The organism is Actinoplanes sp. URMC 104, assembly GCF_051386375.1.
In the GTDB taxonomy this organism is placed as follows: domain Bacteria; phylum Actinomycetota; class Actinomycetes; order Mycobacteriales; family Micromonosporaceae; genus Actinoplanes.
This window is the reverse complement of record NZ_JBPQTO010000011.1, coordinates 2,346,248-2,371,887: the sequence shown is the minus strand read 5'-3', so window position 1 is coordinate 2,371,887 and position 25,640 is coordinate 2,346,248. Positions and strand designations below refer to the sequence as shown.

Below are 25,640 nucleotides of genomic sequence, written 5' to 3'. Positions count from 1 at the left end.
CAACCGTACGAGGTGTAGCCGTTCGCTTACAACCGATTAAGGATCACCTGCGGCTTTCCGGAACCGGGATCAACCGAACGGCCCGGTGCGCAAGCCGCGCGGCACCAAGGCCGCAGCCGCGCGGCAGAGCAGGTCAGGACGTGAGCGCGCGGCGGACGGCGATCGCGAGCTGGACGCCGGCGACCAGGGCCAGGGCCAGCCAGACCGCGGTGGCGGCGAGGATCAGCGGGGGATGGGCGAAGGCGGCCAGCAGCCCGAAGATCGCGACCAGCACGCGGGTGGGCCGCTCCGCGACGGTGACGACGCCGATCTCGGACATGCCGGCGGCCGTGGCGCGGGCCCGGGCGTACTCCTGGAGCCAGCTCGTCGCCCCGGCCGCGACCACCAGCCAGCCCGGCGCGCCGGCCAGCCAGAACGCGACCAGCCAGGCCAGCTCGCCCAGCCGGTCGGCGACCGAGTCGTAGACGTAGCCGAGCCGGCTGGCCCGTCCGGTGATCACGGCGACGGCGCCGTCCAGGCCGTCGGCGAGCGCTGCGACCAGCACGAGCACGGCGGCCAGGAAGTAGCCGCCGCGGCCCAGCAGCACGGCGAGCGGCACGGTCGAGCAGACGAGCAGGCCCGCGGTCGTGACGGCCATCGGGCCGACCCGGCGCCTGCCGAGCCACGACCCGATCCCGTACGCGATCCGCACCCAGCCACGCACCAGGAACGACGCCCGCCGGGGGTCGAACCCGCCGTGCAGCCCCGACCAGGCGGTCGCGTACTCGTCCCAGAGCACGGTCAGGCCACGGCCGGCTGCGGCGCCAGCAGCTGCCACACCTCACGCGTCGCGGTGGAGCGGTTGAGCGTGATGAAGTGGATGCCGGGCACGCCCTCGTCGAGCAGGCGGGCGCACATCTCGGCGCACAGCTCCACCCCGAGCGCGCGGACCGCGGCCTCGTCGTGCGCCACCTTCTCGAACCGGGCCAGCAGCGCGGGCGGGAACGGCGCGCCGGAGAGCTGGGCCGAGCGCTCGATCGTGGCCATCCGGGTCACCGGCATGACGCCCGGCACGATCGGCGTGTCGCAGCCGGCCGCCGCGACGCGGTCGCGCAGGCGCAGGTACTCGTCGGCGTCGAAGAACATCTGCGTGATAGCGAAGTCGGCGCCGGCACGGCACTTGCGGATGAAGTGGGCCGTGTCCGTCTCGATGTCGGGCGAGCGCGGGTGCTTGTGCGGGAAGGCGGCCACGCCGACGCTGAAGTCGCCCGCCTCCTTGACCAGCCGCACCAGGTCCTCGGCGTAGAGCACGCCCTCGGGGTGGCGCACCCATTCGCCCATCGGGTCGCCGGGCGGGTCGCCGCGCACCGCCAGCACGTTGCGGATGCCCGCCCCGGCCAGCCGGCCCACCATGTTGCGCAGCTCGGCGACCGAGTGGTCGACCGCGGTGAGGTGGGCCATCGGCAGCAGCGTCGTCTCGGTGGCGACCCGCTCGGTGACCGCGACCGTCGTGTCTCGGGTGGTGCCGCCCGCGCCGTACGTGATCGAGACGAAGCTGGGCCGCAACGGCTCCAGCTCGCGGATCGCCTGCCACAGCAGCTGCTCGCCGGCGGGCGTCTTGGGCGGGAAGAACTCGAACGAGAACGTGGGCGTGGACCCCCGTAGGAGCTCACCGATCGCCGGTGTCGCGGGCAGGCGTGAGGGAAGTCCGAGAGCCACAGCGCAACTCTACCGACGGCGTGGACTAGCGTCGTCCCGTGACCTCCCCTCTTGAAGCCGCTGACCTGCGTTCCCGGGTCGACAAGGCGCTCGCCGCGTTTCTCGCCGAGCAGCGGTCCCGCCTGACCGGCATCGACCCGGCGCTGGCCGCCGTCGCCGAGGCGCTGGAGGAGTTCGTGCTGGGCGGCGGCAAACGGCTGCGCCCGGCGTTCGCGTACTGGGGCTTCCGCGGGGCCGGCGGCGCCGACTCCGACCAGGTCGTGGCCGCGGTCTCGGCGCTCGAGCTGGTGCAGGCCAGCGCGCTGATCCACGACGACCTGATGGACCGCTCGGACACCCGGCGCGGCGTGCCGTCGATGCACCGCCGGTTCGAGGCGCAGCACACGGCGGCGGGCTGGCGGGGCGGGGCGGCGGCGTTCGGCGACAGCGCCGCGGTGCTGCTGGGCGATCTGGCGCTGGTCTGGTCCGACGAGCTGCTGCACACCTCGGGCGTCGGCGCCGCCGAGCTGACCCGCGCCCGGCCCGTCTACGACGAGATGCGCACCGAGGTCACCGTGGGGCAGTACCTGGACGTGCTCACCCAGGCCACGGCGGACACGTCGCTGGAGCGGGCCGGCAAGGTCGCGCGGTTCAAGTCGGCCAAGTACACGGTCGAGCGCCCGCTGCTGCTGGGCGCGGCGCTGGCCGGGGCGGCCCCCGAGGTGTTCGCGGCGTACTCGGGCTTCGGGCTGCCGCTGGGCGAGGCGTTCCAGCTGCGCGACGACGTGCTCGGGGTGTTCGGCGACCCGGAGCGTACGGGCAAGCCCGCCGGCGACGACCTGCGCGAGGGCAAGCGCACCTACCTGGTGGCCTCGGCGTTCGCGGGGCTGGACGACGCCGGGCGCGCCGAGCTCGACCGCGAGCTGGGCAACCAGGGGCTGGACGACCGCGGCGTCGAGCGGCTGCGGGCGCTGATCCGCGACAGCGGCGCGCTGGCGGCCACCGAGCGGCGCATCGACGAGCTGATGGCGGCCTCGCTGGCGGCGCTGGACGGCGCGCGGATCGACGAGGAGGCGCAGGACGTGCTGCGCCGCCTCGCCGAAGCGGCCACCCGGCGTACGGTCTAGGGCTCCTAGAAGCCGAGCGCCTGAGCGCGCCTCTTCACCTCGCGGGCGCGGTGCCCGCCGAGGCCCTTCGCGGCGTTGCCGTCGAGTCCTTCGTCCGGTTCGTACAGCCACCGGAGGGCCTCTTCGTCGTTGTACCCGGCATCACGCAGCAGGGTCAGAACGCCGGGGAGGTGCTTGAGCACGGTGCTGTTCGCCACCAGGTCCGCGGGGACCACGCGCACGCCGTCGCGCCGGACGGCGAGCAGCTGCCCGTCGCGAATCATCTGGTGGACCTTGCTGATCGAGACATCGAGCTTCGCGGACACGTCCGGCAGGTTGATCCACTCGGCCGGTCCGGCGGTTACGGAATCGCTCACTGCTCCAGCGTACGAGAGTGGAGAACCAACCTGATGAGCCTGCTGCGCAGGACCCGCACGGAGATGGCCGGCGCGTGGCGTTCGCTGCGCTACGACCTGGGGCGCACCGCCGCGCGGCCGCCCGTGGCCGGGCCGGACGTCACGTCGACCGGGATGGGCACGTTCGGCATCGCCGGTCTGGTCGCCGACGCCGACGCCGAGGCCGCCGCGCCGTCCCGCAAGCCGCGGCGCGCCCTGGCGGTGACCGCGTTCGGGGTGCTGACCGTGGCGGGAGCGGCGGGGGCGTACCTCGGCGTGGTGAACGGGCTGGGGTCGCTCATGGCGGAGACCACGGCGGTGGCCGGGACGCTGCCGCCGCGCGCTGTCGTGTCGACCTCCGCGGGGATGGGACCCTCCGCGCCGGCGAAGCGGCCTCGGGTGGCTGTCGTTCCCCGTACGGCTGCCGCCCGGCCCGCGACCGCCGTTGCCACCTCGCCCGTACCCGTGCCTGTGACGACCGGCGTGCCGCCGCGGGCCGAGGTCGCGGCGCCGGCGCCGTCCCCGTCCCGCATGCGGCCGGCCACGGCGAAGGCCCCGGTGGCGAGGACCCCGGCGGCGCCCCCGACGAGCCCGCAGAGCGACGGCACCCCGCCGGTGCCCACGCCCACCGCCCCGGCCTCGTCGCCCTCGCCGACCGGCTCGCCCTCGCCGTCGGACTCCGCGAGCCCGTCCCCGGGGGAGTCCGCCGAGCCGGACGACAGCGTGGCGCCGCGCTCACGTGACGGCCATCGCCACCGGCGCAGGCACTAAATCCGCTTTTGCCGGGGCAGTTCCGGCACGCATCTCTGAGTCGTCGTACCCGTTTGGACTCAGCTGTGACATCCTGGACTGCCCCCGCGCGAAAGACACATACACTTCACGCCGATGGACACCACAGTCGCCGACACGTTGATCGGCACGACGATTGACGGCCGCTACCGGATCACCGGTCGCGTGGCCCGTGGTGGCATGGCGACCGTCTACACGGCCACCGACGAACGACTCGAGCGCACCGTCGCTCTGAAGATCATTCACCCGTCGCAGGCGGCCAACGCCCACTTCGTCGACCGGTTCACCGACGAGGCCAAGACGATCGCCCGGCTCACCCATCCCAACGTCGTGGCCGTCTACGACCAGGGCCGCCACCAGGGCCTGCCCTATCTGGTCATGGAGTACGTGCAGGGCCGCACGCTGCGCGACCTGCTCACCCAGCGCCGCCGGCTCTCCCCGGTCGAGGCGCTGGCGATCCTCGAGCAGATGCTCGCCGCGATCGCCGCCGCGCACCGCGCCGGGCTGGTGCACCGCGACGTCAAGCCCGAGAACGTGCTGGTGGCCGAGGCGCCCAGCGGTGGCCTGGCCAACCTCGTCGACGCGGTCGTCAAGGTGGCCGACTTCGGGCTGGCACGCGCGGTCGAGGCGAGCAGCGCCGACGACTCCGGTCAGCTGATGGCCACGGTCGCCTACGTGGCGCCCGAGCTGGTCACCGACGGGCACGCCGACGCGCGCACCGACGTCTACTCGGCCGGCATCGTGCTGTTCGAGATGCTCACCGGGCGGGTGCCCTTCGACGGCGACGACCCGGTCGCGGTGGCCTGGGAGCACGTCGACAACGACGTGCCCGCCCCGTCGAGCGTCGTCAAGGGCCTGCCCTCGGTGCTCGACGACCTCACCGCCCGCGCCACCCGCCGCGACCCGGGCGCCCGCCCCACCGACGCGGGCGCGCTGCTCGCCGAGGTGCAGACCGTCCGCGACGACCTGGGCGCGGCGAACGTCGAGACCGCCCTGCTGCGCCAGGTGCCGCCCTCGCGCAGCGGCGTGCTCGACGCCACCACCGTGGTGCCCGCGGTCGGCGCCGGCGACCGCCCGCCGTGGGCGCGCCTGCCCCACCAGGCGCCGCGCGGCCAGCAGTACACGGCCGGCCGCGTCCCGCGCGGCGGGTCCCGCTCCGGCGGCCCCGACCGGCGCCGCATCCTGCTGGCCGCCGCCGTGGCCGTGATGGTGCTGGTCGTGATCGGCAGCACCTGGTGGGTGACGCTGGGCCGCTACACCGACGCGCCGCCGATGGTGAACATGACCAAGGCCAACGCCGAGCTGTACGCGCAGCAGCACGGCTTCGAGCTGTTCTACGGCGACGGCGCGTACAGCGAGACTGTCCCCAAGGACACCGTCGTCTCGCAGGACCCGCCGGACGGCGAACGGGTCGTCAAGGGCGGTGTCATCACGCTGAACCTGTCGCTCGGCCCCGAGCGCTTCTCCGTGCCCGACCTGTCGGGTCTCGAGCTGGCCGCCGCGCGCGGCGAGCTCGAGCAGCTCAACCTCAAGCTCAAGGAGGGCGCGGCGCAGTACAGCGACACCGTGCCCGAGGGCGCGGTCATCGCCTCCGACCCCAAGCAGGGCACCCAGCTCAAACGCGGGGCGACGGTCACGGTGGTGCTCAGCCAGGGCCGCGCCCCCATCCGGGTGCCCGACCTGAACGGCAAGAACATCAACGACGCCCGCGCCCAGCTCGCGTCGCTGGGGCTGACCGCGGTCGAGCGCTACAAGGACAGCGACCAGCCGGCCGACACGGTCATCGGGCAGACGCCCAAGCCCAACACCGGCGCGAGCAAGGACGACGAGGTCACGCTCGACGTCAGCAAGGGCCCGCCGCTGGTCACCGTGCCCGACCTGACCAACCAGCCGTGCCAGCAGGCGAAGGCGACGCTGGAGGGCATGAACCTGCGCGTGCGGGTCGACTTCAACCCCAACGCGTTCGTCCGCAGCCAGCAGCCGGGCGGCAACACCCAGGTGCCGCCGCAGACCGAGGTCGCCATCCAGTGCTTCTGAACCGCGTCGGCTCGCACACCAAGACCTCCGGTGGGCTGGCCAAGGCCGCTCTGCCGTACGTGGACGCCGCCGGGTCCGAGACGCTGCAGGTGTACGTCTCGAACTCGCGCGGCTGGGCCCTGCCGCCCGGCGACCCGGCGCAGGACGTGCTGTTCCGCGACGGCATCGGCTCACGCGAGATCCCGGCCTACATCCACGCCTCGCTGCTGGTGAACCTGGGCTCGCCCACCGGGCTGACCGTCGAGCGGTCGGCCGCCGTGCTCGCCCACGCGCTGGAGCGGGGCCGCGACATCGGCGCGACCGCCGTGGTGTTCCACGCGGGCAGCTCGGTCGACCCCGCGCACGAGGACAAGGCGTTCCACCAGCTGCACGAGGTGCTGCTGCCGCTGCTCGACCGGCCCGGGATGCCCCAGCTGCTGGTCGAGCCGAGCGCCGGCGGCGGGCGCAGCCTGGCGTCCAAGGTGCAGGACCTCGAGCGCTACCTCGACGCCGTCGAGAACCACCCCGGGCTGGGCGTCTGCTTCGACACCTGCCACGCGTGGGCGGCCGGGCACGACCTGGCCACCCCCGGCGGCATGACCGCGACGCTCGACGCCCTCGTCGCGGCCGCCGGGCCGGGACGCCTGCGCCTGATCCACGCGAACGACTCGAAGGACGACTGCGGCTCCACCCGCGACCGCCACGAGTCCATCGGCAAGGGGCGCATCGGGGCGGGGCCCTTCGCCGAGCTGCTGGCCCACCCCGCCGCCGCCGGGGTCCCGGTGATCGTCGAGACGCCGACCGAGGAGCACGAGGGGCACGCGGCCGACATCGCCCTGCTGAAGTCCCTGCGCCCGGGCGCCGGGGCTGCGCCGGCCACGGGTGCCGCAAGCGCCGGCTGACGGCGTTCCGGCGCCCGGCGGTGTACGCCGGCTGCCCCGATCCTCTGGTCAGGATGCTCGGATCCGCTCGCTCGTGCATGGCACCTGTGGACGACGCCGGAATGTGGACAACGCGGCTGGCCCCTCCGTGGTCGCCTAGGCTTCCCCGTGCCACCACAGCTCCCTGGGTGGGCGGGGGAGGCGGTGGCCCACAGGCATTTGATCTTCATGATGTCAACAAAATATTGACAACGCGCGTATGCTGGCGGCGTGAGCGATCTCGACAAACTGCGGGCCATGCCGGCGGCGCGGGCGCGGCTCGACGCCGAGGAGCTCGAGCTCATCGATCGGGCCCGGCGCGACGGGGCGACCTGGGGAGAGATCGCCGAAGCCCTCGGCCTGGGCAGCCGGCAGGCCGCCGAGCAGCGCCGACTGCGCCTGGTGACCGCCGTCCGCAAGCAGCCTTCGGCCCCCGACGCGTACGGCGAAAAGATCGCCCACCTGCGCGAGGCGGCGCTGGAGCTGCACCGCCGGGTGGGGGCCGACCGCCGCTGGGACCGCCGGTTCACCAGGGCCGTGCTGGTGCGGGAGACGTTGGCGGCGGTGCCGGGCGCCGCGGGCGGAGCGTTGTTCGCGCTGGTCGAGGCGGTGGTCGCCGACCTTGATGCGCTCGCGGGCGCCGAGCGGCCGCTCCCCGCGCCGACCCGTGCCGCCGTCGAGCGGTTGCGGGATGCCTTGGCGGTGGCGTCACCCGAACGTTGACAGATTGCGGCTCAACTCTGCAGGATGTGAGTCCTCGCGACTCGATCCGGGGGAGGCGCCATGCGGCGCAACGCGGTTCTGTTCGTCCTCATCTCGCTGCTGTCCGGCTTCGGCAGCACCGCCATGACGCTCGCCGCGGGCCTCTGGGTGCTCGACCTGACCGGGTCGGTGAGCCTCGCCGCCCTCACCGCGGTGTGCATCTACGCGCCGACCTTCGCGGCTCCCTGGCTGGGCGCCCTGGTGGACCGCCTGCCGCGCCGGCCCGTGCTGATCGCCGTCGACCTCGGGGTGGGCGCGCTGCTGCTGACGCTGCTGAGCGTCCGGTCCGCCGGCGCCGCCTGGTTGATCTTCGCCGTGCTGCTGGTCCGCGGCGCGAGCTACGTCGTCGTCGACGCGGGGGAGACCGCGATCCTCCCGTCCGCCCTGCCGCCGTCGCTGCTGGGCGACGTCAACGGCTGGCGGTCCAGCGCCCAGGAGGGCATGAAGCTGGTCGCGCCCCTGGCCGGCGCCGCCCTGTACGCCTGGCGCGGCCCCGGCGCCGTGGTCCTGGTGAGCGCCGCGATGCCGCTGCTGACCGCCGCCTGCTACGCCGCGGTGCGCCTGCCTCGTGCGGCCCCGCAGGAAGCCGGCGAGCGGCGCGGCGGGCACGGCCTGCGCGAGGGGTTGCGGGCTCTGTTCGGTGTTCCCGCCGTACGGGTTCCCGTGCTCGCGGCGGGGGTGGCGATCGGCATGTCCGGGCTCACGAACGCGGCGGTGCTGGCCCACCTCGTACGGGATCTGGACCTGCCCGCGACCCACCTGGGCTTCCTCGGCACCGCTCAGGGCGCCGGCTCGATCGCCGGCGGGCTGGTCGTCGGTCGCGTCCTGGCGCGGTTCTCCCCGGTCGCCGTGGCCGCGGCCGGCGCGGGCGTCTTCGCGGCCGGCTGCGTGAGCCAGGCGCTGGCGTGGTGGCCCACGATGATTGCCGGCAGCGTGCTGATCGGCATCGGTCTGCCCTGGACGCTCATCGCCGCCGTCACCGCCGTGCAGACCAGCACCCCCGAGCACCTGCTCGGCCGGGTCGCCGCCACGTCGAACACGGTCATGTTCGGACCCGTGGCGCTCGGCATCCCGCTCGGCGCCGCGCTCGTGCACCTCGGCGCGGTGCCGGTGCTGCTGACTGCCGCCGCGCTCAGCGTCGCGGCCGCCCTGTGGACAACCCGCTCCGGCGCTTCCGCGCGCGGTAGGGTCGGCACGCCCCGGGTGGGCGGGGGTGTGGGCGGCACTACCGGATGATCACGAAACCGGGACTTCCTGGTCATCACGAAAGGAGCCGGCCCGCGACAGGCGCGGACCGGCTCCTCGAGGTGGTGCGTCAGGCCTGCTTGCGCAGCGCCTTGCGGTAATCGCTGTTCAGCCGGCCGATCAGGTGCAGCGGGATGCCCTTGGGGCACACCTGCGAGCACTCGCCCATGTTGGTGCAGCCGCCGAAGCCGGCGTCGTCCTGGGCCTGCAGCATGTCGATCACGCGGGTGTCGCGCTCGGGCTGGCCCTGCGGCATGAGGCCGAGGTGCGCGACCTTCGCGGCGGTGAACAGCATCGCCGAGCCGTTGGGGCAGGCCGCGACGCAGGCGCCGCAGGCGATGCAGGTGGCCGCCTCGAACGCCAGGTCGGCGTCCTTCTTGGGCACGGGGGTGGCGTGCGCCTCGGGGGCGGCGCCGGTGGGGGCGGTGATGTAGCCGCCGGCCGCGATGATGTCGTCGAACGCGGAGCGGTCGACGACAAGGTCCTTGATGACCGGGAACGCGGCGGCGCGCCACGGCTCCACGTCGATGACGTCGCCGTCCTTGAAGTGGCGCATGTGCAGCTGGCAGGCGGTGGTGGCCTTTTCGGGGCCGTGCGCCACGCCCTGGATGACCATGCTGCACGAGCCGCAGATGCCCTCGCGGCAGTCGTGGTCGAACGCGACCGGGTCCTCGCCCTGCAGGATCAGCGTCTCGTTCAGCACGTCCAGCATCTCGAGGAAGCTGGCGTCGGCGGAGATGTCCTTGACGTCGTACGTGACCATCTTGCCGTCGGACCCGGGAGCGGCCTGTCGCCACACCCTGACCTTGATGTCCATTACTTGTAGCTCCGGGTGCTCGGGTGGACGTACTCGAATTCGAGCTGTTCCTTGTGCAGGGTCGGCTTGTCGCTGCCGCCGGTGGCGTACTCCCAGGCCGCGACGTAGCTGAACTCGTCGTCGTGGCGCAGCGCCTCGCCGTCGGGGGTCTGCGACTCGGCGCGGAAGTGGCCGCCGCACGACTCGCGCCGGTGCAGCGCGTCGATGCACATCAGCTCGGCCAGCTCGAAGAAGTCGGCGACGCGGCCGGCCTTCTCCAGGTTCTGGTTGAGCGACTCGCCGGTGCCGGGCACCTTGACCCGCTGCCAGAACTCGTCGCGCAGGCTGCGGATGAGCCCGATGGCCTTGGTCAGGCCCTCCTCGGTGCGCTCCATGCCGCAGTACTCCCACATGATCTTGCCCAGCTCACGGTGGAAGGAGTCGACCGTACGGTCGCCGTTGATCGTCAGGAACTTGTTGATGCGCTCCTCGACGGCGGCGCGCGCCTCGACCACGGCCTCGTGGGTCTCGGCGACCGGCTCGAACGGCCCGGCGGCCAGGTAGTTGCCCAGCGTCGTCGGCAGCACGAAGTAGCCGTCGCCCAGGCCCTGCATCAGCGCGGACGCGCCGAGCCGGTTGGCGCCGTGGTCGGAGAAGTTGGCCTCGCCGACCACGAACAGGCCCGGGATCGTCGACTGCAGGTCGTAGTCGACCCACAGCCCGCCCATCGTGTAGTGCACCGCCGGGTAGATCCGCATCGGGACCTCGTACGGGTCCTCGCCGGTGATCCGCTGGTACATCTCGAACAGGTTGCCGTACTTGGCCTCGACCGCCTTGCGGCCCAGCCGCTTGATCGCGTCGGCGAAGTCCAGGTAGACGCCGAGCCCGCCGGGACCGACGCCGCGGCCCTCGTCGCACACGTTCTTGGCGGCCCGGGAGGCGATGTCGCGGGGCACCAGGTTGCCGAACGACGGGTAGATCCGCTCGAGGTAGTAGTCGCGGTCCTCCTCGGCGATCTCGGCGGCCGGCTTCGCGCAGTCCTCGGCGCGCTTGGGCACCCACACCCGGCCGTCGTTGCGCAGCGACTCGCTCATCAGCGTGAGCTTGCTCTGGTGCGTGCCCGACTCCGGGATGCACGTCGGGTGGATCTGCGTGTAGCAGGGGTTCGCGAACAGCGCGCCCTTGCGGTGCGCCCGCCACGTCGCCGTGACGTTGCAGCCCTTGGCGTTGGTCGACAGGAAGAACACGTTGCCGTAGCCGCCGGAGGCGAGCACGACGGCGTCCGCCATCTCGGTGCTGATCTCGCCGGTGACCATGTCGCGCACCACGATGCCGCGGGCCTTGCCGTCGACGACGATCAGCTCGAGCATCTCGTGCCGGGCGTTCATCTCGATGTTGCCGAGCCCGATCTGCCGCTCCATCGCCTGGTAGGCGCCGAGCAGCAGCTGCTGACCCGTCTGGCCCCGGGCGTAGAACGTGCGCGACACCTGGGTGCCGCCGAACGAGCGGTTGTCGAGCAGGCCGCCGTACTCGCGGGCGAACGGGACGCCCTGCGCGACGCACTGGTCGATGATGTTCACCGAGACGGTGGCGAGCCGGTACACGTTGGACTCGCGGGCGCGGAAGTCGCCGCCCTTGACCGTGTCGTAGAACAGCCGGTAGATCGAGTCGCCGTCGTTGCGGTAGTTCTTCGCCGCGTTGATGCCACCCTGCGCGGCGATCGAGTGCGCCCGCCGCGGGCTGTCCTGATAGCAGTACGACTTGACCTTGTAGCCGGCCTCGGCCAGCGTCGCGGCCGCGGAGCCGCCGGCCAGGCCCGTGCCGACCACGATCACGGTGAGCTTGCGGCGGTTGGCCGGGTTCACCAGCTTGGCGCCGAACTTGCGGCGGTCCCAGCGGGTCTCGATCGGACCCTCGGGCGCGGCGGTGTCGGCGATCGGGTCGCCGTCGTTCCAGAAGTCACCCATGATCAATCCACCAATCCGACGAGGACCGCGAACGGCACCGAGAGGTAGCCGACGACCAGCACCACCGACAGCACGAGCGCGGCCGCCCGGGCGTAGCGCTCGCCGCGCGGGTTCTGCTGACCGAGCGTGCGAGCGGCGCTCCACAGGCCGTGGCGCAGGTGAAAGCCCACGGCGACGATCGACAGCGTGTAGAAGAGCGTCACGTACCAGCGGGACGGCGCGAAGTCCTCCGCGACGTTGCGGTACACCTCGCCGCTGACGCCGTGCGGGTTCAGGTTCAGCGTGGTCAGGTCGAGGATGTGGTAGATCACGAAGAGCAGGATGATCACGCCGCCCCAGCGCATCGTGCGCGCGGCGTAGCTGCCCTGCACCTTCGGCCGGTGCGCGTACTTCACCGGTCGTGCCTGCCGGGCCCGGCGCGCCAGGATCGTCGCCGCGACGATGTGCCCCACCACTGCCACGGTGAGCACGGCGCGCTGGATCCACAGGTACCAGCCGTCGGGCAGCAACGGCGTGCCGATGCTGCGCAGCCAGTGCGCGTAGTGGTCGAACGTCTCGGCGCCGAAGAAAATCTTCAGGTTGCCGATCATGTGCACGTACAGGAACAGGACCAGCAGGATGCCGGTCACCGCCATGAAGATCTTGAGAGCGACCGAGGAGCGTCGCCGCGCTGGTTTGCCCGGAGCGGGCGCGATCGTGCGCGACTTCCGGGTCGAGGTATCTACCGCCACACACTGGACGGTAGGGACCCGGCGACGATTCGTCTAATGCATGATCGACGCAGTAATCATAGAGATAGGCTATCGAGGTGCAACTTCAGCAGCTTCGGTACTTCCTCGAAGTGGAACAGACCCGGCATTTCACCCAGGCGGCGGACAACCTCGGCGTTTCCCAGCCGACTCTCAGTAAGCAAATTCACACCCTCGAGACGACGCTCGGCGCGCCGCTGTTCGAGCGCCTCCGCGGCGGGGTGACGCTGACCGCCGCCGGCCGCACGCTGCTGCCGCTCGCCCAGCGCATGGTGGCCGACGCCGACGCCGCGCAGGAGGCGGTCGCCGACATCGTCGGGCTGCGCCGCGGCGAGGTGCGGCTGGGCGCCACCCCGAGCCTGTGCTCCTCGCTGGTGCCCGAGGTGCTGCGCACCTTCCGGGCGGCGCACCCCGACATCCGGCTGTACGTCGACGAGGGCGGCTCGCAGGACCTGATCGGGAACCTGCAGGCGCACACGCTCGACCTGGCGCTGATCGTGCAGCCGGAGGGCGGGGTGGACGACTCGCTGACGTTCGCCCCCGTGCTGCGCGAGAGCCTGGTGGTCGCGTCGGTCGCCGACGGCCCGCCACCCACGGCCAACCCGCAGATCGCGCTCGCCGAGCTGGAGCACACCCCGCTGGTGATGTTCCGGGCCGGGTACGACATCCGCGGCGTCACGCTCGAGGCCTGCCGCAAGGCGGGCTTCACCCCCAAGTTCGCCGTCGAGGGCGGCGAGATGGACGCCGTGCTCGCCTTCGTCGAGGCCGGCCTGGGCGTGGCGCTCGTGCCCAGCATGGTGCTGGCCAACCGCCCGCTGCTGCGCGCGACCCCGCTGGCCCCGCCCGGCATGCGCCGGACGATCGCGCTGGCCCACCGCACGCGCTCGGTCCTGCCGCACGCCGCCGACGCCCTGCGCCGCACGCTGCTGCACCACGTCGCCACGCAGCAGCTGCCGGCGGGCGTACGGCCCCTCTGAGGCTCAGAATCGCGAGTCCGCCCGCCACCGTTCCCAGACGTCCCGGTCGCCGTCGACCTCGGCGGGGGAGGGCAGCCGGCGGTTCAGGATCAGCAGGAGGTCCCGCACCGGGGCCGCCACCGTGACGTCCGCGTCCCGGTCGCCGTCGTCCCAGGCGATGCCGCTGGTCGTCCGGGTGACGTGCCAACTTCTCGGGATGTCGGTGGCGTGGAACTGCAGGGTCTCGCCGGCGCCGGCGAGGCTCTCGAACAGCTCGAACACCAGCAGGAGATGGCTCCGGTGCCAGCCACTCCATGCCCCGACGGTACCGAACGAACGTTTAGCATCGCGCTGTGCGCAACGGTGAGTTCGAGGATCCGCGGCTCGTCGAGGTCTACGACGCGGAGAACGTGTGGGGGTGGGACGACGACCTGTTCATGGCGCTGCTGGCCGAGCACACCGCACCCCGGGTGCTCGACTTCGGCTGCGGCACCGGCCGGGTGGCGATCGCGATGGCGGCGGCCGGGCACGAGGTGACCGGCGTCGAGCCGGCCCGCGCCTCGCTGGACGCCGCGCGCCGCAAGCCCGGCGCCGAGCGGGTGCGCTGGATCGAGGGCTCCGCCGAGGTGCTGCCGCCGCGGGCGTTCGACGCGGCCCTCCTCACCGGTCACGTGGCGCAGTTCATCGTCGGTGACGAGCAGTGGTTGGCGACCCTGCGGGCGTTGCGCCGCTCGCTCGTCGCCGGCGGTCGGTTGATCTTCGACAGCCGCGATCCGGACGACCGGCGGTGGGAGCTGTGGAATCCCGTCGACTCCCGTCGATCCGTCGTGCTTCCCGGCGGCGACACGGTCGACACATGGACCGAGGTCAATGACGTGCGCGACGGGTCGGTCACCTTCACCCGGCACTACATATTTACGGAGGGTGACGAGCTGACGAGTTCGGCCACGCTGCGCTTCCGCTCCGAAAGTGAGCTCCGTACCACAGTCGAAGCGGCGGGCTTCGATGTGGACACCGTGTACGGCGGATGGGCCCGCGAGCCTGTCGGAGCAGGTGAGGATGGGGAATTGATCGTGACTGCGGTGGCCCGGCCGCAGGGTAGGTGAAACCCGCTTCGGTGTCTATCGGCAATGTGCCAATAGGGGGCCGAGCGTTGTCCTCGGCCGAGATGTGATTACTATTCGCTCACGTCGGAGCGAGGCCGCTCGATGCGAGATCGAGCCGGGCGGCCGTGATGCGAGAGGAAAGGTGGGTGCGATGCCGGACAGGGCCAGGCGCGATCAGCCGCCCGTGGACCAGCCCGTCACCCACCACGGCCCGCCCGGCGGAGGCGCCGGCCGGATCGTGCTCGCCGCCGCGATCGTCGTGCTGCTGCTGGCCGTCGCCGGCGGCACCACCTGGTGGATGTACAGCCGCGACCCCGCCCCGGCCACCAACGCCGGGCCGAGCCGGGCGCCGTCCCCCTCCTCCTGCCCGGGCGTGAAGCTGCGCGTCGCCGCCGCCCCCGAGATCGCGCCGGTGGTCAGCGCCGCGGCCAAGACCCTCGACGACGACGACAAGAACCCCTGCGACCCCGTCCAGGTCGTCGCCGAGGAGCCGGGCCTCACGGTGGCGTCGGCCGCCAAGCCCGACGTCTGGATCCCGTCCAGCAGCGCCTGGCTGGGCATCGCCAACGCGGGCGGCGCGGCGTTCACGGCACAGGGCCGGCCGCTGGCGCACACGCCGATCATGCTGGCCGCGCCCGCCTCGGTGACCGACTCGCTGTCCAAGGGCGGCCGCACCTCCTGGGCGCAGCTCACCGCCGCCGTCGCCGCGGGCAACGTCGCCGCCGTGACCATGCCCGACGCCAGGGCCAGCACGACCGGGCTGCTCTCGGTCTACGCGGTCAACGCGGCGATGGCCCGCACCACCCCCGACAGCGGCATCGCGCAGCTGCGGGCGCTGACCCTGCGCAGCCGGCTCAAGGAGGCCAGCGCCGACCCGTCCCGGGTGCTTGCCGGCATCGCCGGGCAGTGGAACGCCAACGGCGTAACCTACGACGTCGGCGTCTTCCCGACGACCGAGCAGCAGCTCAGGACGTACCAGCGCGGCAAGCACACCGTGCAGCTCAAGGGCGCGTACCCGGTGGACGGGCTGGTCGAGGCCGACTACCCGTTCGCGGTGGCGAAGAACAACCAGGACACCGAGCTGGCCGGGAAGCTGCGGGCCGCGATCACCCGCCCGGCCCTCACCGCGGCCGGGTTCCGCGCCGCCGCGACGCCCAACGCGCTGCCGCTGCCCGCGCAGCCCGCCGCGCTGCTCGCCCCGGCGACGATGTGGAGCGAGTACAAGACGCTCAGCACCCAGGTGCTGCTGCTCATCGACGCGTCCGGCTCGATGAACCAGAAGATCTCGGCGCCCGGCGGCCGCACCCTCACCCGGGCCGCGCTGCTGCGCGAGTCGGGCCAGTTCGCGGCCCAGCTGTTCGCCGAGGACACGTCGGTCGGCATGTGGTACTTCGGCCAGCCCACGCCGTCGAGCCCGGCGCACGAGGAGGTCGTCCCGTACGGCCCGATCACCGACCAGCTCCAGGGCGCGACCCGCCGCGAGGCGCTGGCCAAGGCGATGCGCGACTACCGCGCGGCCGACGACTCGGGCACCCCGCTCTACCAGTCCGTGCTCGACGGCGTCGCCGAGATGCGCGAGAAGGTCTCGCCCGGCACGGTCACGCTCGTCGTGGTGCTCACCGACGGCAAGGACGGCGAGTCGACCTTCAAGATGACGCAGGCCCAGTTCATGGACAAGCTGGCCGCCCAGCAGGACCCGAGCCGCCCGGTGCCGGTCCTCGCGGTCGGCTACGGGCCGGACGTCGACATGAAGGCGCTCACCGACATGTCCACGGCGACCGGCGGCGCGGCGTTCGCGGCCACCGACCCGGCCGACCTGTCGTCCGCGATCGCGAAGGCGTTCCTGGCCGCCCACGCTCCCCGCTGAGCCGTCGACGCGCCCGGGAGGACTCAGGCGGGGCCGATCCGGTCGGCGACCATCTGCGCCGACAGGGTCACCATCGGCAGCCCGCCGCCCGGGTGCACCGAACCGCCGACCAGGTGCAGCCCCTGCACCGGCCCGCTGTTGACCGGCCGCACCAGCCCTCCCGCGGTGCCGTAGATCGCGCCACCCGGCGCGCCCGTCGCCGCGGCCAGGTCGGCGGGCGTCCGGGTCTCGCGGAAGACCAGCCGGTCGCGGACGTCGAGACCGCGCCGGGCGAGCACGTCGAGGACGTGGTCCGCGTACGCCTCGGCGAGCCCCGGCCGCCGCCAGTCGGTCGCCCGCCATCCGGTGCCGTGCCGCGGCGCGTTGATCAGCACGAACCAGGCCTCGCATCCGTCCGGATGGACCCGCGGGTCGGCGGCCCGGGTGACGAACACGGTCGGGTCGCCGGCCGGCCGGGCGCGCCGGGCAGCGGAGCCGAAGATCGCGTCGAACTCGCCGTCGTAGTGCGCGGGGAAGAACACGGTGTGGTGCGCCAGCGACGGTGTCTGCCCGCGTACGCCCAGCAGCAGCACGAAGCCGGCCAGGCTGCGGTCGGTGAGCCCGGCCAGCCGCCGCGGCGACGGCAGCAGGTCGCGGTAGACGGTGACCGCGTCCACGTTGGAGACCACCTCGTCGGCCGGCTCGAGGTCGCCGCTCGCCAGCCGGACGCCGCGGACCCGTCCGTCCGCCGTCTCGATCCGCCGCACCTCGGTGTTCCGCACGATCCGCACACCCGCGGCGGCGCACCGGGACTCCAGCGCCGACCCGAGCGTGCCCAGGCCGCCGGGCACGTACCAGCCGCCGAACGCCAGCTCCGCGTACGGCACGGCCGCCAGCGCCGCCGGGGCCCGCCGCGGGTCGGCGCCGGTGTAGGTCGCGTACCGGTCGAGCATCATCCGCAGCCGCCAGTCGCGCAGGTACTGCCGGCCCAGCGAGCGCAGCGAGCGGCCCGGCGCGATCGCGGCCAGGTCGCCCACCCGCCACGACAGCGCGGCCAGCGACCCCGGCGTCACCGGCCTGCGCAGCACCGACCGCCACGACGCGTCCCAGATGCGGGCCGCGCGGCGCCAGAACCTGTCCCAGTCGTGCGCCGCTCCGGGCCCGAGCGCCGCCTCGATGCGGGCCAGGAACTCCGCGTGCACGGGCGAGGAGTCGAGCACCGTGCCGTCGGGAAAGACGTGCCGCACCACCGGGTCGAGCGGGGTCAGGTCGAGCTCCGCCTCGGTGAAGACCTGCGGCAGCGTCAGCAGGCTGGGGCCGGTGTCGAAGCGGAACCCGTCCCGCTCGTACACGCCGAGCTTGCCGCCCAGCTCCCCGGAACGCTCGAACACCACCACCGAGTGCCCGGCGCGCGCCAGCCGTACGGCCGCGGTCAGCCCGCCGACCCCCGCGCCGATCACCACGATCCTGCTCACACCGGCCGTCCCCTCCAGCTCAGCCCGCCCCGCCGGCGCAACCGGAACGACCGCGCGACCAGGCGGGCGAACAGCACGATCGAGACCGGGTGCGCCAGCGCGTCGGGCCAGGCGCGCCCGCCCGTCGCGACGGCGGACACTGCCCGGCCGGCCACCCCGAGGGCGTACGCGGCCAGGGCGATCACGGCCCACCCGGACGCGCCGGCCGCGGCCAGCACGACGGCTGCCACGGGCGGGACGGCGTACAGCACAAGCAGGGTGACCACGACGGCGCCCGCGCCCGCCGCCGTGCCGAACGAGGCCCACAGCGACTTGGCGTAGCCGTCGGCCAGCTCGCGCCACGAGTCGTACATGCGGCAGACCGCCAGCCGGGAGCCGTCGGCCAGCGCGATGCGGCCGCCCGAGCGTTTGACCGCCCGGGCCAGCGCGATGTCCTCGAGGATCTCCGTACGCACGGCCGTGTGCCCGCCCGCCCGCCGGTAGGCCGCCGCGTCGATCACCAGCCACTGCCCGCCCGCGGCCGCCAGCGAGGGGCGCGACGAGCGTTCCATCGCGCGCAGCGGCAGGAACGTCAGCCACGACCACTGCAGCAGCGGCTGCACCAGCCGCCCGGCACCGGTGATGCGGGGGTACGGCGAGAGCAGGTCCGCTCCGCAGCGGCGCAGCTCAGCCACCGCCGAGGCGATCGCGTCCGGCTCCAGCACCACGTCCGCGTCCACGAAGGACAGCACGTCATGGCCGGCGGCGGCGTCCGCGAGCTGCCGGCACGCGTGCGGCTTGCCCAGCCAGCCCGGCGGCAGCGGCTCGCCGGTGAGCAGCTCGACCTTGTCGCCCGCGATCGACCGGACGATCTCGGCCGTGCCGTCCGTGGAGCCGTCGTCGAGCACGTAGACCGTCACGGCGCCCGCGCCGCGCTGGGCCAGCAGCGACTCCACGCAGGCGGCGACGCGGGCGGCCTCGTCGCGTACGGGAAGAAGCACGGCCACCCGCTCGGGCGTCGTGGCCCGGGCGGGGCGGCGCAGCAGCAGCGCGTTCACGACGGTGTGCGCGGTCAGCGCCGCCCACGGCAGCAGCGCGAGCCACCTCATGGCCGTTGTCGCAGATGGCGGACGACGGGGAGCACGGCGGCGCCCATCAGCACGCCGCCCCAGGCCGCCGAGGCGGGCAGGTCCAGGAAGACGGCGTGGGCCAGCACGGAGGAAGCGTACGTCCACAGCCAGAGGGCGAGCATCGGCGTGTCGCGGGGGGTGGCTGTGGACAACGGGGGGTCGTCCGCTTGACGCCGTGTAGTGTGCGTCCCTGTCCCCGGGTGGGTGGGGGCTAGGGATGGCTGCACCACCGCCAACTTCAAGATCAAGTGATCGAGAACGGCCATCAGGACCAGCGCGAACCCCAGCCACCCGAGATAGTTCCCCACCGGGATACCGGGCACTCCGGGCAGCGCAGGCGTGGGCGACTGCCACCGCCAGTACCCCTCCGCCACCATCTGCGGGTCCAGGAAAAGATCCCACGCGGCCAGCCCGAACGCCGCGACCCCGACCCGCGCCCACCGCCCGATCGGCAGCCGCTGCGCGGCCAGCCACGCGGGCCACGCCATCCAGGTCCAGGCCAGCGGGATGATCAGCGGCACGCCGAGCACCTTGGGCCCGAGCAGCCCCGAGTAGTCGTACGTCCCGAACGGGAACCCGGTGGCCACGCCGACCGCCTCGACCGCGAAGCCGCCCAGCGTGGCCGTGCCGACCAGGGTGAGCGCGGCCCGCGGCCCGCGCGAGAGCAGCGCGTGCGTGACCGACAGCACGTAGCCGAGCACGACGGTGAGCACGGTCAGGTTCGCCCGGGTGCCGCCCGTGGTGAGCGGATAGCAGATCTGAGCGAGGACCAGGGCGCCGAACAGCGCCCAGACGGGCGAGAGCCTAGAGACCGACAATGCCCGGCGCATCCTCGCCCGCGCGCTCCACGACCGGCAGGTCCCGGCCCAGGATGGCGAACGCCCGCTCGTCGCCGGGGAAGATGAAGTGGCGCAGCACGTCGGAGAAGCCGAACCGGCGGTACAGCCGCCAGGCGCGCGACTTCTGCTCGTCGGCCTCGGGGGTGGACAGCAGCACCGTCTCGCCCTCGGCCATCGCCAGCAGCGCGCGCAGCTGGCGGGCGCCCACGCCGTGCCCCTGCGCCGCGGGGCGCACGTGCAGCTCGACCACCTCGAAGCACGAGGTCAGCCAGCGCCGCCGGGCCTGCTCGCCGAGGTTCGCGCGCACCTGGTCGTGCCACCACTGGCCCGGTCCGGAGGTGTAGCCGTATCCGAAGCCGCAGAGCCGCCCGTCGGTGGTCAGCGTCGCCACCGCCCGGAAGCCGGGCCGGCGCACGTGGGCGCCCATGTATCCGCGCCGGGTCTGCAGCAGTTCCTGGCGGTATCCCATCGCCTCGCCGTAGACGCTCACCACGTCGTCGAGCCGCCGCAGCAGATCGTCCGGCTGCCACGCCACGAGCCTCATCGTCGAGTCACGCCCTTTCCCCGGCCACCCAGCCGAGCACCGCCCTGTCACCGGTGATCTCGTCGACCGCGAAACGGGCGAAGAGCTCCTCGGCGTACCACCCATCGGTCGGCGTCCGTGCGATCACCTGCCGATGCTCCGGCTGACGGTACGCGAATCGGGCCAGGTCCGCCGCATTGCGCCACAGGCTGACCGTGCCCTGCCAGCCGAGCGGGGCCTCGCCGATGCCGAACTGCGCGAGCAGCCCGGGCGCCCCGGTGACCTCGCGGGCCACCGGCGGGATGGCGCGCCAGAAGGCCGCCGCCCGCGTGGGCCGCAGGCGGGCCCGGGTCAGCCCGAGCACCATGCCGTCGGGTGCCGGTCGGTGCGCCTCAAAAGGGGTCTTTCCGGACCAGCTGCCCCGGCTGTGCAGCGGCGTGAGCGACACCCGAGCCCGCGCCACGGCAATTTTGTCCCATTTGGGCAACAGAACCGGGCGCTCGCTGACGGTCACCGCCGCCCACCGCGTGAGGTCCGCGTCGAGCGGCCCGAACCCGTCCGCGGTGCCGAGGAACTTGGCGAAGGACGTCCGGTGCGGGCCGGGGAACGCCACCCGGACCATGGCGGCCCCCACGAGGTGCCGCGGCACCCGCCAGACGTGCAGGGTGACCGGCATCAGGCCACGTCGGCCGGGGTGCCGCCGGTGATCCGCACCAGCTCGGCGTACGTGATGGGAAAGACCGCCTGCGGCACCCCGCCCGCGGCCCAGACGTCGCGGTACTGCTCGAGCACCTTGTCGACCAGGGTGCGTACGGGCTTGGGGTGCCCCAGCGGCGCCACCCCGCCGATCGCCTGCCCGGTGTGCTCCCGGACGAACTCCGGCGTGGCCCGGCGCAGCTTGCCGACGCCGAGCGAGGCGGCGACCCGGGCGGTGTCGACCCGGTGCGCGCCGGAGGTCAGCACGAGCAGCGGCTCACCGTCGGCGTCGAAGATCAGCGAGTTGGCGATCTGGCCGACCTCGATGCACAGCGCCGCGGCGGCGGCCGCCGCGGTGTGCGCGCCCTCGTCCAGGATGAGGACCTGGGAGGCGGCGCCGTCCGCGGTGCATGCGCCGGCGGCGTCGAGCGCGTCCTGGACGGCGATGACGTTGGGGTGTTCCCGCATCCGTTCATCTCACCACCCGAACCGTTCCCGGTGCAGGCGGGCCTGGGGTACGCCGACCGCCCGCGCGGCGCGCAACACCGAGGCGGCCCACGCGTCGGGCCCGCAGACGTACACGTCGTGCCCGGCGATGTCGGGGGAGAGCGACCGCAGCGCCTGGGCGTCGTCGTAGTCGGCGTACTCGGCGGGCAGCCACGATCCCGGCTCGGCACGCGGCCCGACCAGTGGCACCAGACGCACCCCGCGGTGCGCGGCCAGCCACTCCAGCTCGCCGAGGAACGCCACCTCGTGCGGGTGCCGGGTGCGATAGACCAGCGTCGCCGCGCCGTGCGCGTACGGCAGGTCCCAGAGCAGGGCGAGCAGCGGCGTCACCCCGACCCCGCAGGCGAGCATCGTGACCGGTCCGCCTGCGTAGGTGGCCGCGGTCATCCGCCCGTACGGGCCCTCGATCAGCACCTTCGTGCCGGGTCGCAGCGTCGCCACCCGGGAGCTGCCGTCGCCCACCACCTTGACCGTGATCCGCAGGGCGTCGCTGCGCGGCGGCCCCGACAGCGAGAACGGGTTGCCCCGCAGCGCGCCCCGGCCGTCGAGGAAGCGCCACACGAAGAACTGGCCGGCGCGCACCGGCAGCCGGTCGAGCCGCCGCCCGCTCAGATAGACCGAGACCAGGCCGGGCGCCTCCGGGTCCACGTGGTCGACGGTCAGCCGGTGCCGCAGCGTGCGCCACACCGGCAGGCCCAGCCGGAACACCAGCACCGACCCCGCGGCGAGCACGTACAGGCTCCACCAGTACGCCCGGGCGAGCGGGGCGCCCAGGTCGCTGCCCAGCAGCAGCTCGTGCGGCAGGGCCAGTGCGACGCCCAGGTAGGCGTACAGGTGCAACAGGTGCCAGGACTCGTAGCGCATCGCGCGGCGCACCCGGCGCACCGACGTGACGACGACCAGGATCAGCGCGGCCAGGGCGGCGACGGCCCACAGCATGCCGGGCTCCGCGAGCAGCCGCGGCCACGGCTTCCTTTCCGCGTACGCGACGACGGCGAGCGCGACGTGGGCCAGCAGCAGGTGGAACGACGCCAAGCCGGTCCACCGGTGCCAGCGGGCGAGCGTGTCCTGACCGTACGCCCGCTCGACCCACGGGACGCGGGCCATGAGCACGACCTGGAGCAGCAGCAGGTCGGCCGACCACAGCGCCGCGAGCCGCCCCCACGCGGCGATCCCGCCGGGTGCCTCGCCACGGCCGAGCGTCCACAGTGCCGTGACGACGAGCAGGCTGAGGGCCGCGGCTTTGCGCACGAGGCGGAACCGTACAAAGCCTCCGGCCCGCCCGGCAGGGGATCGTGGGAAAGCTCGCGGTTTTCCCGGTTTCGGTTATCCGCGTACGCCCGTGGCCTCTTCACTGGCGTCCCACAGCCGCGCCGCGGCGGCCGGGTCGCTCGCGTGCCGGGCGGGCTGCTTCAAGATGTCGCCCACGTAGTAGCCGCCGCTGGTCGCGTCCGGGCGCCCGGCGAGCCGGACCAGCAGCGCGCCCGCCTTCTCCGACGAGGTCAGGAACGGGTTGTACTTCCAGAACAGCCGGGTGAACCGACCGGCGCCGAAGTTGCTGCGCACCACGCCGGGGTGGAACGCGATGCTGGTGATGTCGGGCCAGCGGCGGGCGGCCTCGACGGTGAACAGGATGTTGGCCGCCTTGCTCGCGCCGTACGCCCGCCACGAGCTGTACCGGCCCGGCTCGCCCGCGAGGTCGCCGGGGTCCGGGGCGCCCTGCAGGTGCGCCTGCGAGGCGGTGTTCACCACGCGGCCGCCGGAGAGCCGGTCGCGCAGCAGGTGGGTCAGCAGGAACGGGGCGAGGTGGTTGCCCTGGATGGTGGCCTCGAACCCGTCGGTCGTACGCCGGTAGCTCCCCACCATGCCGCCGGCGTTGTTGGCCAGCACGTCGATCCTCGGGTACGCCGCCCGGAGCTTCGCGGCCAGGTCGCGCACCTGGTCGAGGTCCTCGAAGTCGGCGCGGAACACGTCCTTGGCGTCGACCCGGGCGGCCGCCTCCTCGAGGCGCGCGGGGGTGCGCCCGACCAGCACCACGTCGTCGCCCGCGGCGGCGAACTGCTCGGCGGCCGCCAGCCCCACACCCGAGCTGGCGCCGGTGATGACCACGGTCCGGCTCATGCGCTCCTCCTTTTCTCTGACTAAGGTCAGAGATTGTGGATCAGATCGAGATGGTGCGCGACTTCAACCGCTACTACACGCAACGCCTCGGTGTTCTCAACGATCGTTACCTAGGGCAGGGGCGACCGCTCGGTGAGGCGCGGCTGCTGTTCGAGATCGGCGACGGCGCCGGCCTGCGCGACCTGCGCGACCGGCTGGGGCTCGACTCCGGCTACCTCAGCCGCCTGCTGCGCTCGCTGGCCGGTCAGGGGCTGGTCTCGGTGGTGCCGCACCCGTCGGACGGCCGCGGGCGGATCGCCACGCTCACCCCGGAGGGGCGGCGGGAGCGGGCCGAGCTCGAGTCCCGGTCGCGCGACAGCGTCGCCGCGCTGCTCGAGCCGCTCACCGCCGCGCAGCGTGCGCGGCTGGTCGACGCCCAGGAGCAGATCCGCCGCCTTCTGCGTCTGGCGGCCGTCGCCGTGGAGGCAGTGCCGGACGACGCGCCGGCCGCCCGGGAGTGCCTCCGGGCGTACGCCTCGGAGCTGGCGCTCCGGTTTCCCGAGGGCTACGACCCGGCCGCGCTGATCGCCCCCGGGACCCTGGGCGACGGGACGTTCCTGCTGGCCCGCGAGGATGCGTTGCCGGTCGGGTGCGGCCTGTGGCAGCTGCTGGCGCCGGGGGTCGCCGAGATCCGCCACCTGTGGGTGAGCGCCGCCGTGCGGGGTCTCGGGCTGGGGCGCCGCCTGCTGGGCGCGCTCGAGGCGGACGCGGCCGGGCGGGGGGTTCGTGAGGTGCGGCTGGGCACCCACCCCAGCCTGGGCGAGGCGATCGCGCTCTACCGCTCCTGCGGTTACCGCGAGATCCCGCCGTATGACTCCTCGCCGTACAACCAGCTCTCCTTCGCCAAGGAACTCACAGTGTGAACTCTCCGGCGTGGCTCGCTCCCGTCGGCTTGCGTTTTTGTCGTACGTCAGTGCTAGTCTTCTCCGTAGTTAGAACGGATGTTCGAACGCTTCGAACGTCGGGGCGGCGGGCATCCGGGCTGACGACGGGAGCCGTGTTTCGCGGCGCGGCCCCCGAGTGCGGCACCCGCGAAGTGCCGCACGTGAGGCTCCGGACATTCGCGGGTCCGGGCCTTCAGACAAGGCAGGACCGTCGTCCGCTGCCCCCGACCCCCGGGTGGCGGGCGACGGACCCGCCGGCAGGTCCGGCCGGGTGTGGTGTGGGGAAGCTTCACACCCGGCCGGTCACCTGCCACGGGCTGCTGCGCCTTCCCCCTCCGCAGCGCTCGGTTCGACCCGGCACGTCGGATGCGAGACACGCGAGGAGAACCCCATGGCGAGCCACACGGCGCCCAGCCTTCTGCCGGCTCCCGGCCCTTCACCGGCCCCCGAGCTTTCGCCGGCTCCTGGCCTTTCGCCGGCTGCTCCCGCTCCGGTTGTTCCCGGGCTGGCGCATGCGCCGACGGCGGCCGCTCGTGCCGAGGCGCCCACCGTGCCGGCCCACATGCTGCCCCAGCGCACGCCCGCCCAGCTGCTCGCCATCGCCCACGAGGGCCTCGCCGAGGCGGCGCGCACCGGGCCCGACGGCCTCCGCTACGCCACCGCCCATCTGGCCGCCCTGCGGGCCGCGGCCGCCGTGCTCGCGGCTCGTGCCCGTCCCGCTCCGGCCGGCCGCCGCAGCCGGGTCACCAGCGTCTGGTCGCTGCTGGTGATGGTGGCGCCCGACTTCGGCGAGTGGGCCAACTACTTCGCCCTGGGCGCGTCCAAGCGCGCGGCCGCCGAGGCCGGCATCCCGCGCGTGGTCACCCCGCGCGAGGCCGACGACCTGCTGCGCGCCGCCGAGCAGTTCGTGGCCGTGGTCGAGTCGTCCCTGGGCCTGGCCTACCAGCCCACGCTGGCCGCCTGACCCCCTTCCGGCGTGTGGCCCCGGGCCCGTCGCCGCGCCGCCGACGCCGCGCGGCCGCTTCACCGTCCTCGCGTTCGGCGCAGGCCGGTCCGGCCCTCGCGGCGCCGGTTCGTGGCGGCGGGCGGAAAACTGAGCAACAGAGCGAGGCAGCAC

Annotated in this window: 26 protein-coding genes; 11 read left to right on the top strand and 15 right to left on the bottom strand. The window is 73.4% G+C overall.

Annotated elements, in window-relative coordinates; translation table 11 throughout:
• Positions 1 to 133: 133 nt before the first annotated feature.
• Positions 134 to 817 carry a CDP-alcohol phosphatidyltransferase family protein gene (locus tag ACSNN8_RS36715; protein WP_436654770.1) on the bottom strand — a complete coding sequence of 228 codons (684 nt, stop codon included), beginning with the start codon at positions 815 to 817 and terminating at the stop codon, positions 134 to 136.
• On the bottom strand, positions 781 to 1,698 hold the full coding sequence (gene metF, locus ACSNN8_RS36710; protein ID WP_436654769.1) for a methylenetetrahydrofolate reductase [NAD(P)H]: 918 nt from the start codon (positions 1,696 to 1,698) through the stop codon (positions 781 to 783). Before metF ends, ACSNN8_RS36715 begins: the two co-directional genes overlap by 37 nt.
• A 38-nt stretch (positions 1,699 to 1,736) precedes the next feature.
• Between metF and ACSNN8_RS36705 the strand changes: the two genes are divergently transcribed.
• Entirely contained in the window at positions 1,737 to 2,804 is a 1,068-nt protein-coding gene (locus ACSNN8_RS36705; RefSeq protein WP_436654768.1) for a polyprenyl synthetase family protein, read from the top strand.
• A gap of 5 nt (positions 2,805 to 2,809) precedes the next feature.
• On the opposite strand, the gene ACSNN8_RS36700 is transcribed toward ACSNN8_RS36705, so the two are convergent.
• The gene (locus tag ACSNN8_RS36700; RefSeq protein WP_436654767.1) at positions 2,810 to 3,160 is read right to left on the bottom strand and encodes an Rv2175c family DNA-binding protein; all 351 of its coding nucleotides are present in this window, start codon (positions 3,158 to 3,160) and stop codon (positions 2,810 to 2,812) included.
• Positions 3,161 to 3,193: 33 nt separating this feature from the next.
• On the opposite strand from ACSNN8_RS36700, the gene ACSNN8_RS36695 reads away from it, so the two are divergent.
• The 5 genes from ACSNN8_RS36695 to ACSNN8_RS36675 all read left to right on the top strand — a co-directional run bounded on the left by ACSNN8_RS36695 (position 3,194) and on the right by ACSNN8_RS36675 (position 8,901).
• Complete coding sequence (locus tag ACSNN8_RS36695) at positions 3,194 to 3,949, top strand: hypothetical protein (protein WP_436654766.1); 756 nt, start codon at positions 3,194 to 3,196, stop codon at positions 3,947 to 3,949.
• A 114-nt stretch (positions 3,950 to 4,063) separates the two neighbouring features.
• Positions 4,064 to 6,004 carry a Stk1 family PASTA domain-containing Ser/Thr kinase gene (gene pknB / locus ACSNN8_RS36690; protein WP_436654765.1) on the top strand — a complete coding sequence of 647 codons (1,941 nt, stop codon included), beginning with the start codon at positions 4,064 to 4,066 and terminating at the stop codon, positions 6,002 to 6,004.
• Entirely contained in the window at positions 5,995 to 6,885 is an 891-nt protein-coding gene (locus ACSNN8_RS36685; RefSeq protein ID WP_436654764.1) for a deoxyribonuclease IV, read from the top strand. Before pknB ends, ACSNN8_RS36685 begins: the two co-directional genes overlap by 10 nt.
• Positions 6,886 to 7,161: 276 nt before the next feature.
• Positions 7,162 to 7,626, top strand: coding sequence for a hypothetical protein (locus ACSNN8_RS36680; RefSeq protein ID WP_436655563.1), 465 nt, complete (start codon positions 7,162 to 7,164; stop codon positions 7,624 to 7,626).
• A 60-nt stretch (positions 7,627 to 7,686) separates the two neighbouring features.
• Entirely contained in the window at positions 7,687 to 8,901 is a 1,215-nt protein-coding gene (locus ACSNN8_RS36675; RefSeq protein WP_436654763.1) for an MFS transporter, read from the top strand.
• Positions 8,902 to 8,980: 79 nt separating this feature from the next.
• Here ACSNN8_RS36675 and ACSNN8_RS36670 read toward each other — a convergent pair whose 3' ends face one another.
• The 3 genes from ACSNN8_RS36670 to ACSNN8_RS36660 are packed head-to-tail and all read right to left on the bottom strand — an operon-like array spanning position 8,981 to position 12,368.
• Entirely contained in the window at positions 8,981 to 9,727 is a 747-nt protein-coding gene (locus ACSNN8_RS36670) for a succinate dehydrogenase/fumarate reductase iron-sulfur subunit (protein ID WP_436654762.1), read from the bottom strand.
• Positions 9,727 to 11,673, bottom strand: coding sequence for a fumarate reductase/succinate dehydrogenase flavoprotein subunit (locus ACSNN8_RS36665; protein WP_436654761.1), 1,947 nt, complete (start codon positions 11,671 to 11,673; stop codon positions 9,727 to 9,729). Before ACSNN8_RS36665 ends, ACSNN8_RS36670 begins: the two co-directional genes overlap by 1 nt.
• Before the next feature lie 2 nt (positions 11,674 to 11,675).
• Positions 11,676 to 12,368 (bottom strand): succinate dehydrogenase cytochrome b subunit, encoded by a 693-nt coding sequence (locus ACSNN8_RS36660; protein ID WP_436655561.1) that lies wholly within the window; start codon positions 12,366 to 12,368, stop codon positions 11,676 to 11,678.
• A gap of 107 nt (positions 12,369 to 12,475) precedes the next feature.
• Between ACSNN8_RS36660 and ACSNN8_RS36655 the strand changes: the two genes are divergently transcribed.
• The gene (locus ACSNN8_RS36655) at positions 12,476 to 13,399 is read left to right on the top strand and encodes a LysR family transcriptional regulator (protein WP_436655559.1); all 924 of its coding nucleotides are present in this window, start codon (positions 12,476 to 12,478) and stop codon (positions 13,397 to 13,399) included.
• A gap of 3 nt (positions 13,400 to 13,402) precedes the next feature.
• Here the strand turns inward: ACSNN8_RS36655 and ACSNN8_RS36650 are convergent, their stop codons facing one another.
• A complete protein-coding gene (locus ACSNN8_RS36650; protein WP_436654760.1) occupies positions 13,403 to 13,660 on the bottom strand; it encodes an SCP2 sterol-binding domain-containing protein in 258 nt (85 codons plus the stop codon).
• A 71-nt stretch (positions 13,661 to 13,731) separates the two neighbouring features.
• On the opposite strand from ACSNN8_RS36650, the gene ACSNN8_RS36645 reads away from it, so the two are divergent.
• Both ACSNN8_RS36645 and ACSNN8_RS36640 read left to right on the top strand, forming a co-directional pair.
• Positions 13,732 to 14,484, top strand: a complete 753-nt coding sequence (locus tag ACSNN8_RS36645; RefSeq protein ID WP_436654759.1) for a class I SAM-dependent methyltransferase — start codon at positions 13,732 to 13,734, stop codon at positions 14,482 to 14,484.
• Positions 14,485 to 14,635: 151 nt separating this feature from the next.
• The gene (locus ACSNN8_RS36640) at positions 14,636 to 16,351 is read left to right on the top strand and encodes a substrate-binding domain-containing protein (RefSeq protein ID WP_436654758.1); all 1,716 of its coding nucleotides are present in this window, start codon (positions 14,636 to 14,638) and stop codon (positions 16,349 to 16,351) included.
• 23 nt (positions 16,352 to 16,374) lie between these two features.
• Here the strand turns inward: ACSNN8_RS36640 and ACSNN8_RS36635 are convergent, their stop codons facing one another.
• From ACSNN8_RS36635 to ACSNN8_RS36600, 8 genes are all read right to left on the bottom strand, one after another.
• Positions 16,375 to 17,805 (bottom strand): phytoene desaturase family protein, encoded by a 1,431-nt coding sequence (locus tag ACSNN8_RS36635; RefSeq protein ID WP_436654757.1) that lies wholly within the window; start codon positions 17,803 to 17,805, stop codon positions 16,375 to 16,377.
• On the bottom strand, positions 17,802 to 18,893 hold the full coding sequence (locus tag ACSNN8_RS36630; RefSeq protein WP_436654756.1) for a glycosyltransferase: 1,092 nt from the start codon (positions 18,891 to 18,893) through the stop codon (positions 17,802 to 17,804). Before ACSNN8_RS36630 ends, ACSNN8_RS36635 begins: the two co-directional genes overlap by 4 nt.
• On the bottom strand, positions 18,890 to 19,744 hold the full coding sequence (locus ACSNN8_RS36625; protein ID WP_436654755.1) for a carotenoid biosynthesis protein: 855 nt from the start codon (positions 19,742 to 19,744) through the stop codon (positions 18,890 to 18,892). The genes ACSNN8_RS36630 and ACSNN8_RS36625 overlap by 4 nt, the downstream gene beginning before the upstream one ends.
• A complete protein-coding gene (locus ACSNN8_RS36620) occupies positions 19,719 to 20,297 on the bottom strand; it encodes a GNAT family N-acetyltransferase (protein ID WP_436654754.1) in 579 nt (192 codons plus the stop codon). Before ACSNN8_RS36620 ends, ACSNN8_RS36625 begins: the two co-directional genes overlap by 26 nt.
• A 7-nt stretch (positions 20,298 to 20,304) precedes the next feature.
• Positions 20,305 to 20,952 carry a monooxygenase gene (locus ACSNN8_RS36615; RefSeq protein WP_436654753.1) on the bottom strand — a complete coding sequence of 216 codons (648 nt, stop codon included), beginning with the start codon at positions 20,950 to 20,952 and terminating at the stop codon, positions 20,305 to 20,307.
• Positions 20,952 to 21,440 carry a YbaK/EbsC family protein gene (locus tag ACSNN8_RS36610; protein ID WP_436654752.1) on the bottom strand — a complete coding sequence of 163 codons (489 nt, stop codon included), beginning with the start codon at positions 21,438 to 21,440 and terminating at the stop codon, positions 20,952 to 20,954. The genes ACSNN8_RS36615 and ACSNN8_RS36610 overlap by 1 nt, the downstream gene beginning before the upstream one ends.
• 9 nt (positions 21,441 to 21,449) lie before the next feature.
• The gene (locus ACSNN8_RS36605) at positions 21,450 to 22,730 is read right to left on the bottom strand and encodes a ferredoxin reductase family protein (protein ID WP_436654751.1); all 1,281 of its coding nucleotides are present in this window, start codon (positions 22,728 to 22,730) and stop codon (positions 21,450 to 21,452) included.
• Between the two features lie 75 nt (positions 22,731 to 22,805).
• A complete protein-coding gene (locus ACSNN8_RS36600) occupies positions 22,806 to 23,600 on the bottom strand; it encodes an SDR family NAD(P)-dependent oxidoreductase (protein WP_436654750.1) in 795 nt (264 codons plus the stop codon).
• Positions 23,601 to 23,635: 35 nt separating this feature from the next.
• Here ACSNN8_RS36600 and ACSNN8_RS36595 point away from each other — a divergent pair, with 35 nt between their 5' ends.
• Positions 23,636 to 24,502 carry a bifunctional helix-turn-helix transcriptional regulator/GNAT family N-acetyltransferase gene (locus ACSNN8_RS36595; RefSeq protein ID WP_436654749.1) on the top strand — a complete coding sequence of 289 codons (867 nt, stop codon included), beginning with the start codon at positions 23,636 to 23,638 and terminating at the stop codon, positions 24,500 to 24,502.
• Positions 24,503 to 25,085: 583 nt separating this feature from the next.
• Positions 25,086 to 25,487 (top strand): SAV_6107 family HEPN domain-containing protein, encoded by a 402-nt coding sequence (locus ACSNN8_RS36590; RefSeq protein WP_436654748.1) that lies wholly within the window; start codon positions 25,086 to 25,088, stop codon positions 25,485 to 25,487.
• Positions 25,488 to 25,640: the final 153 nt, after the last annotated feature.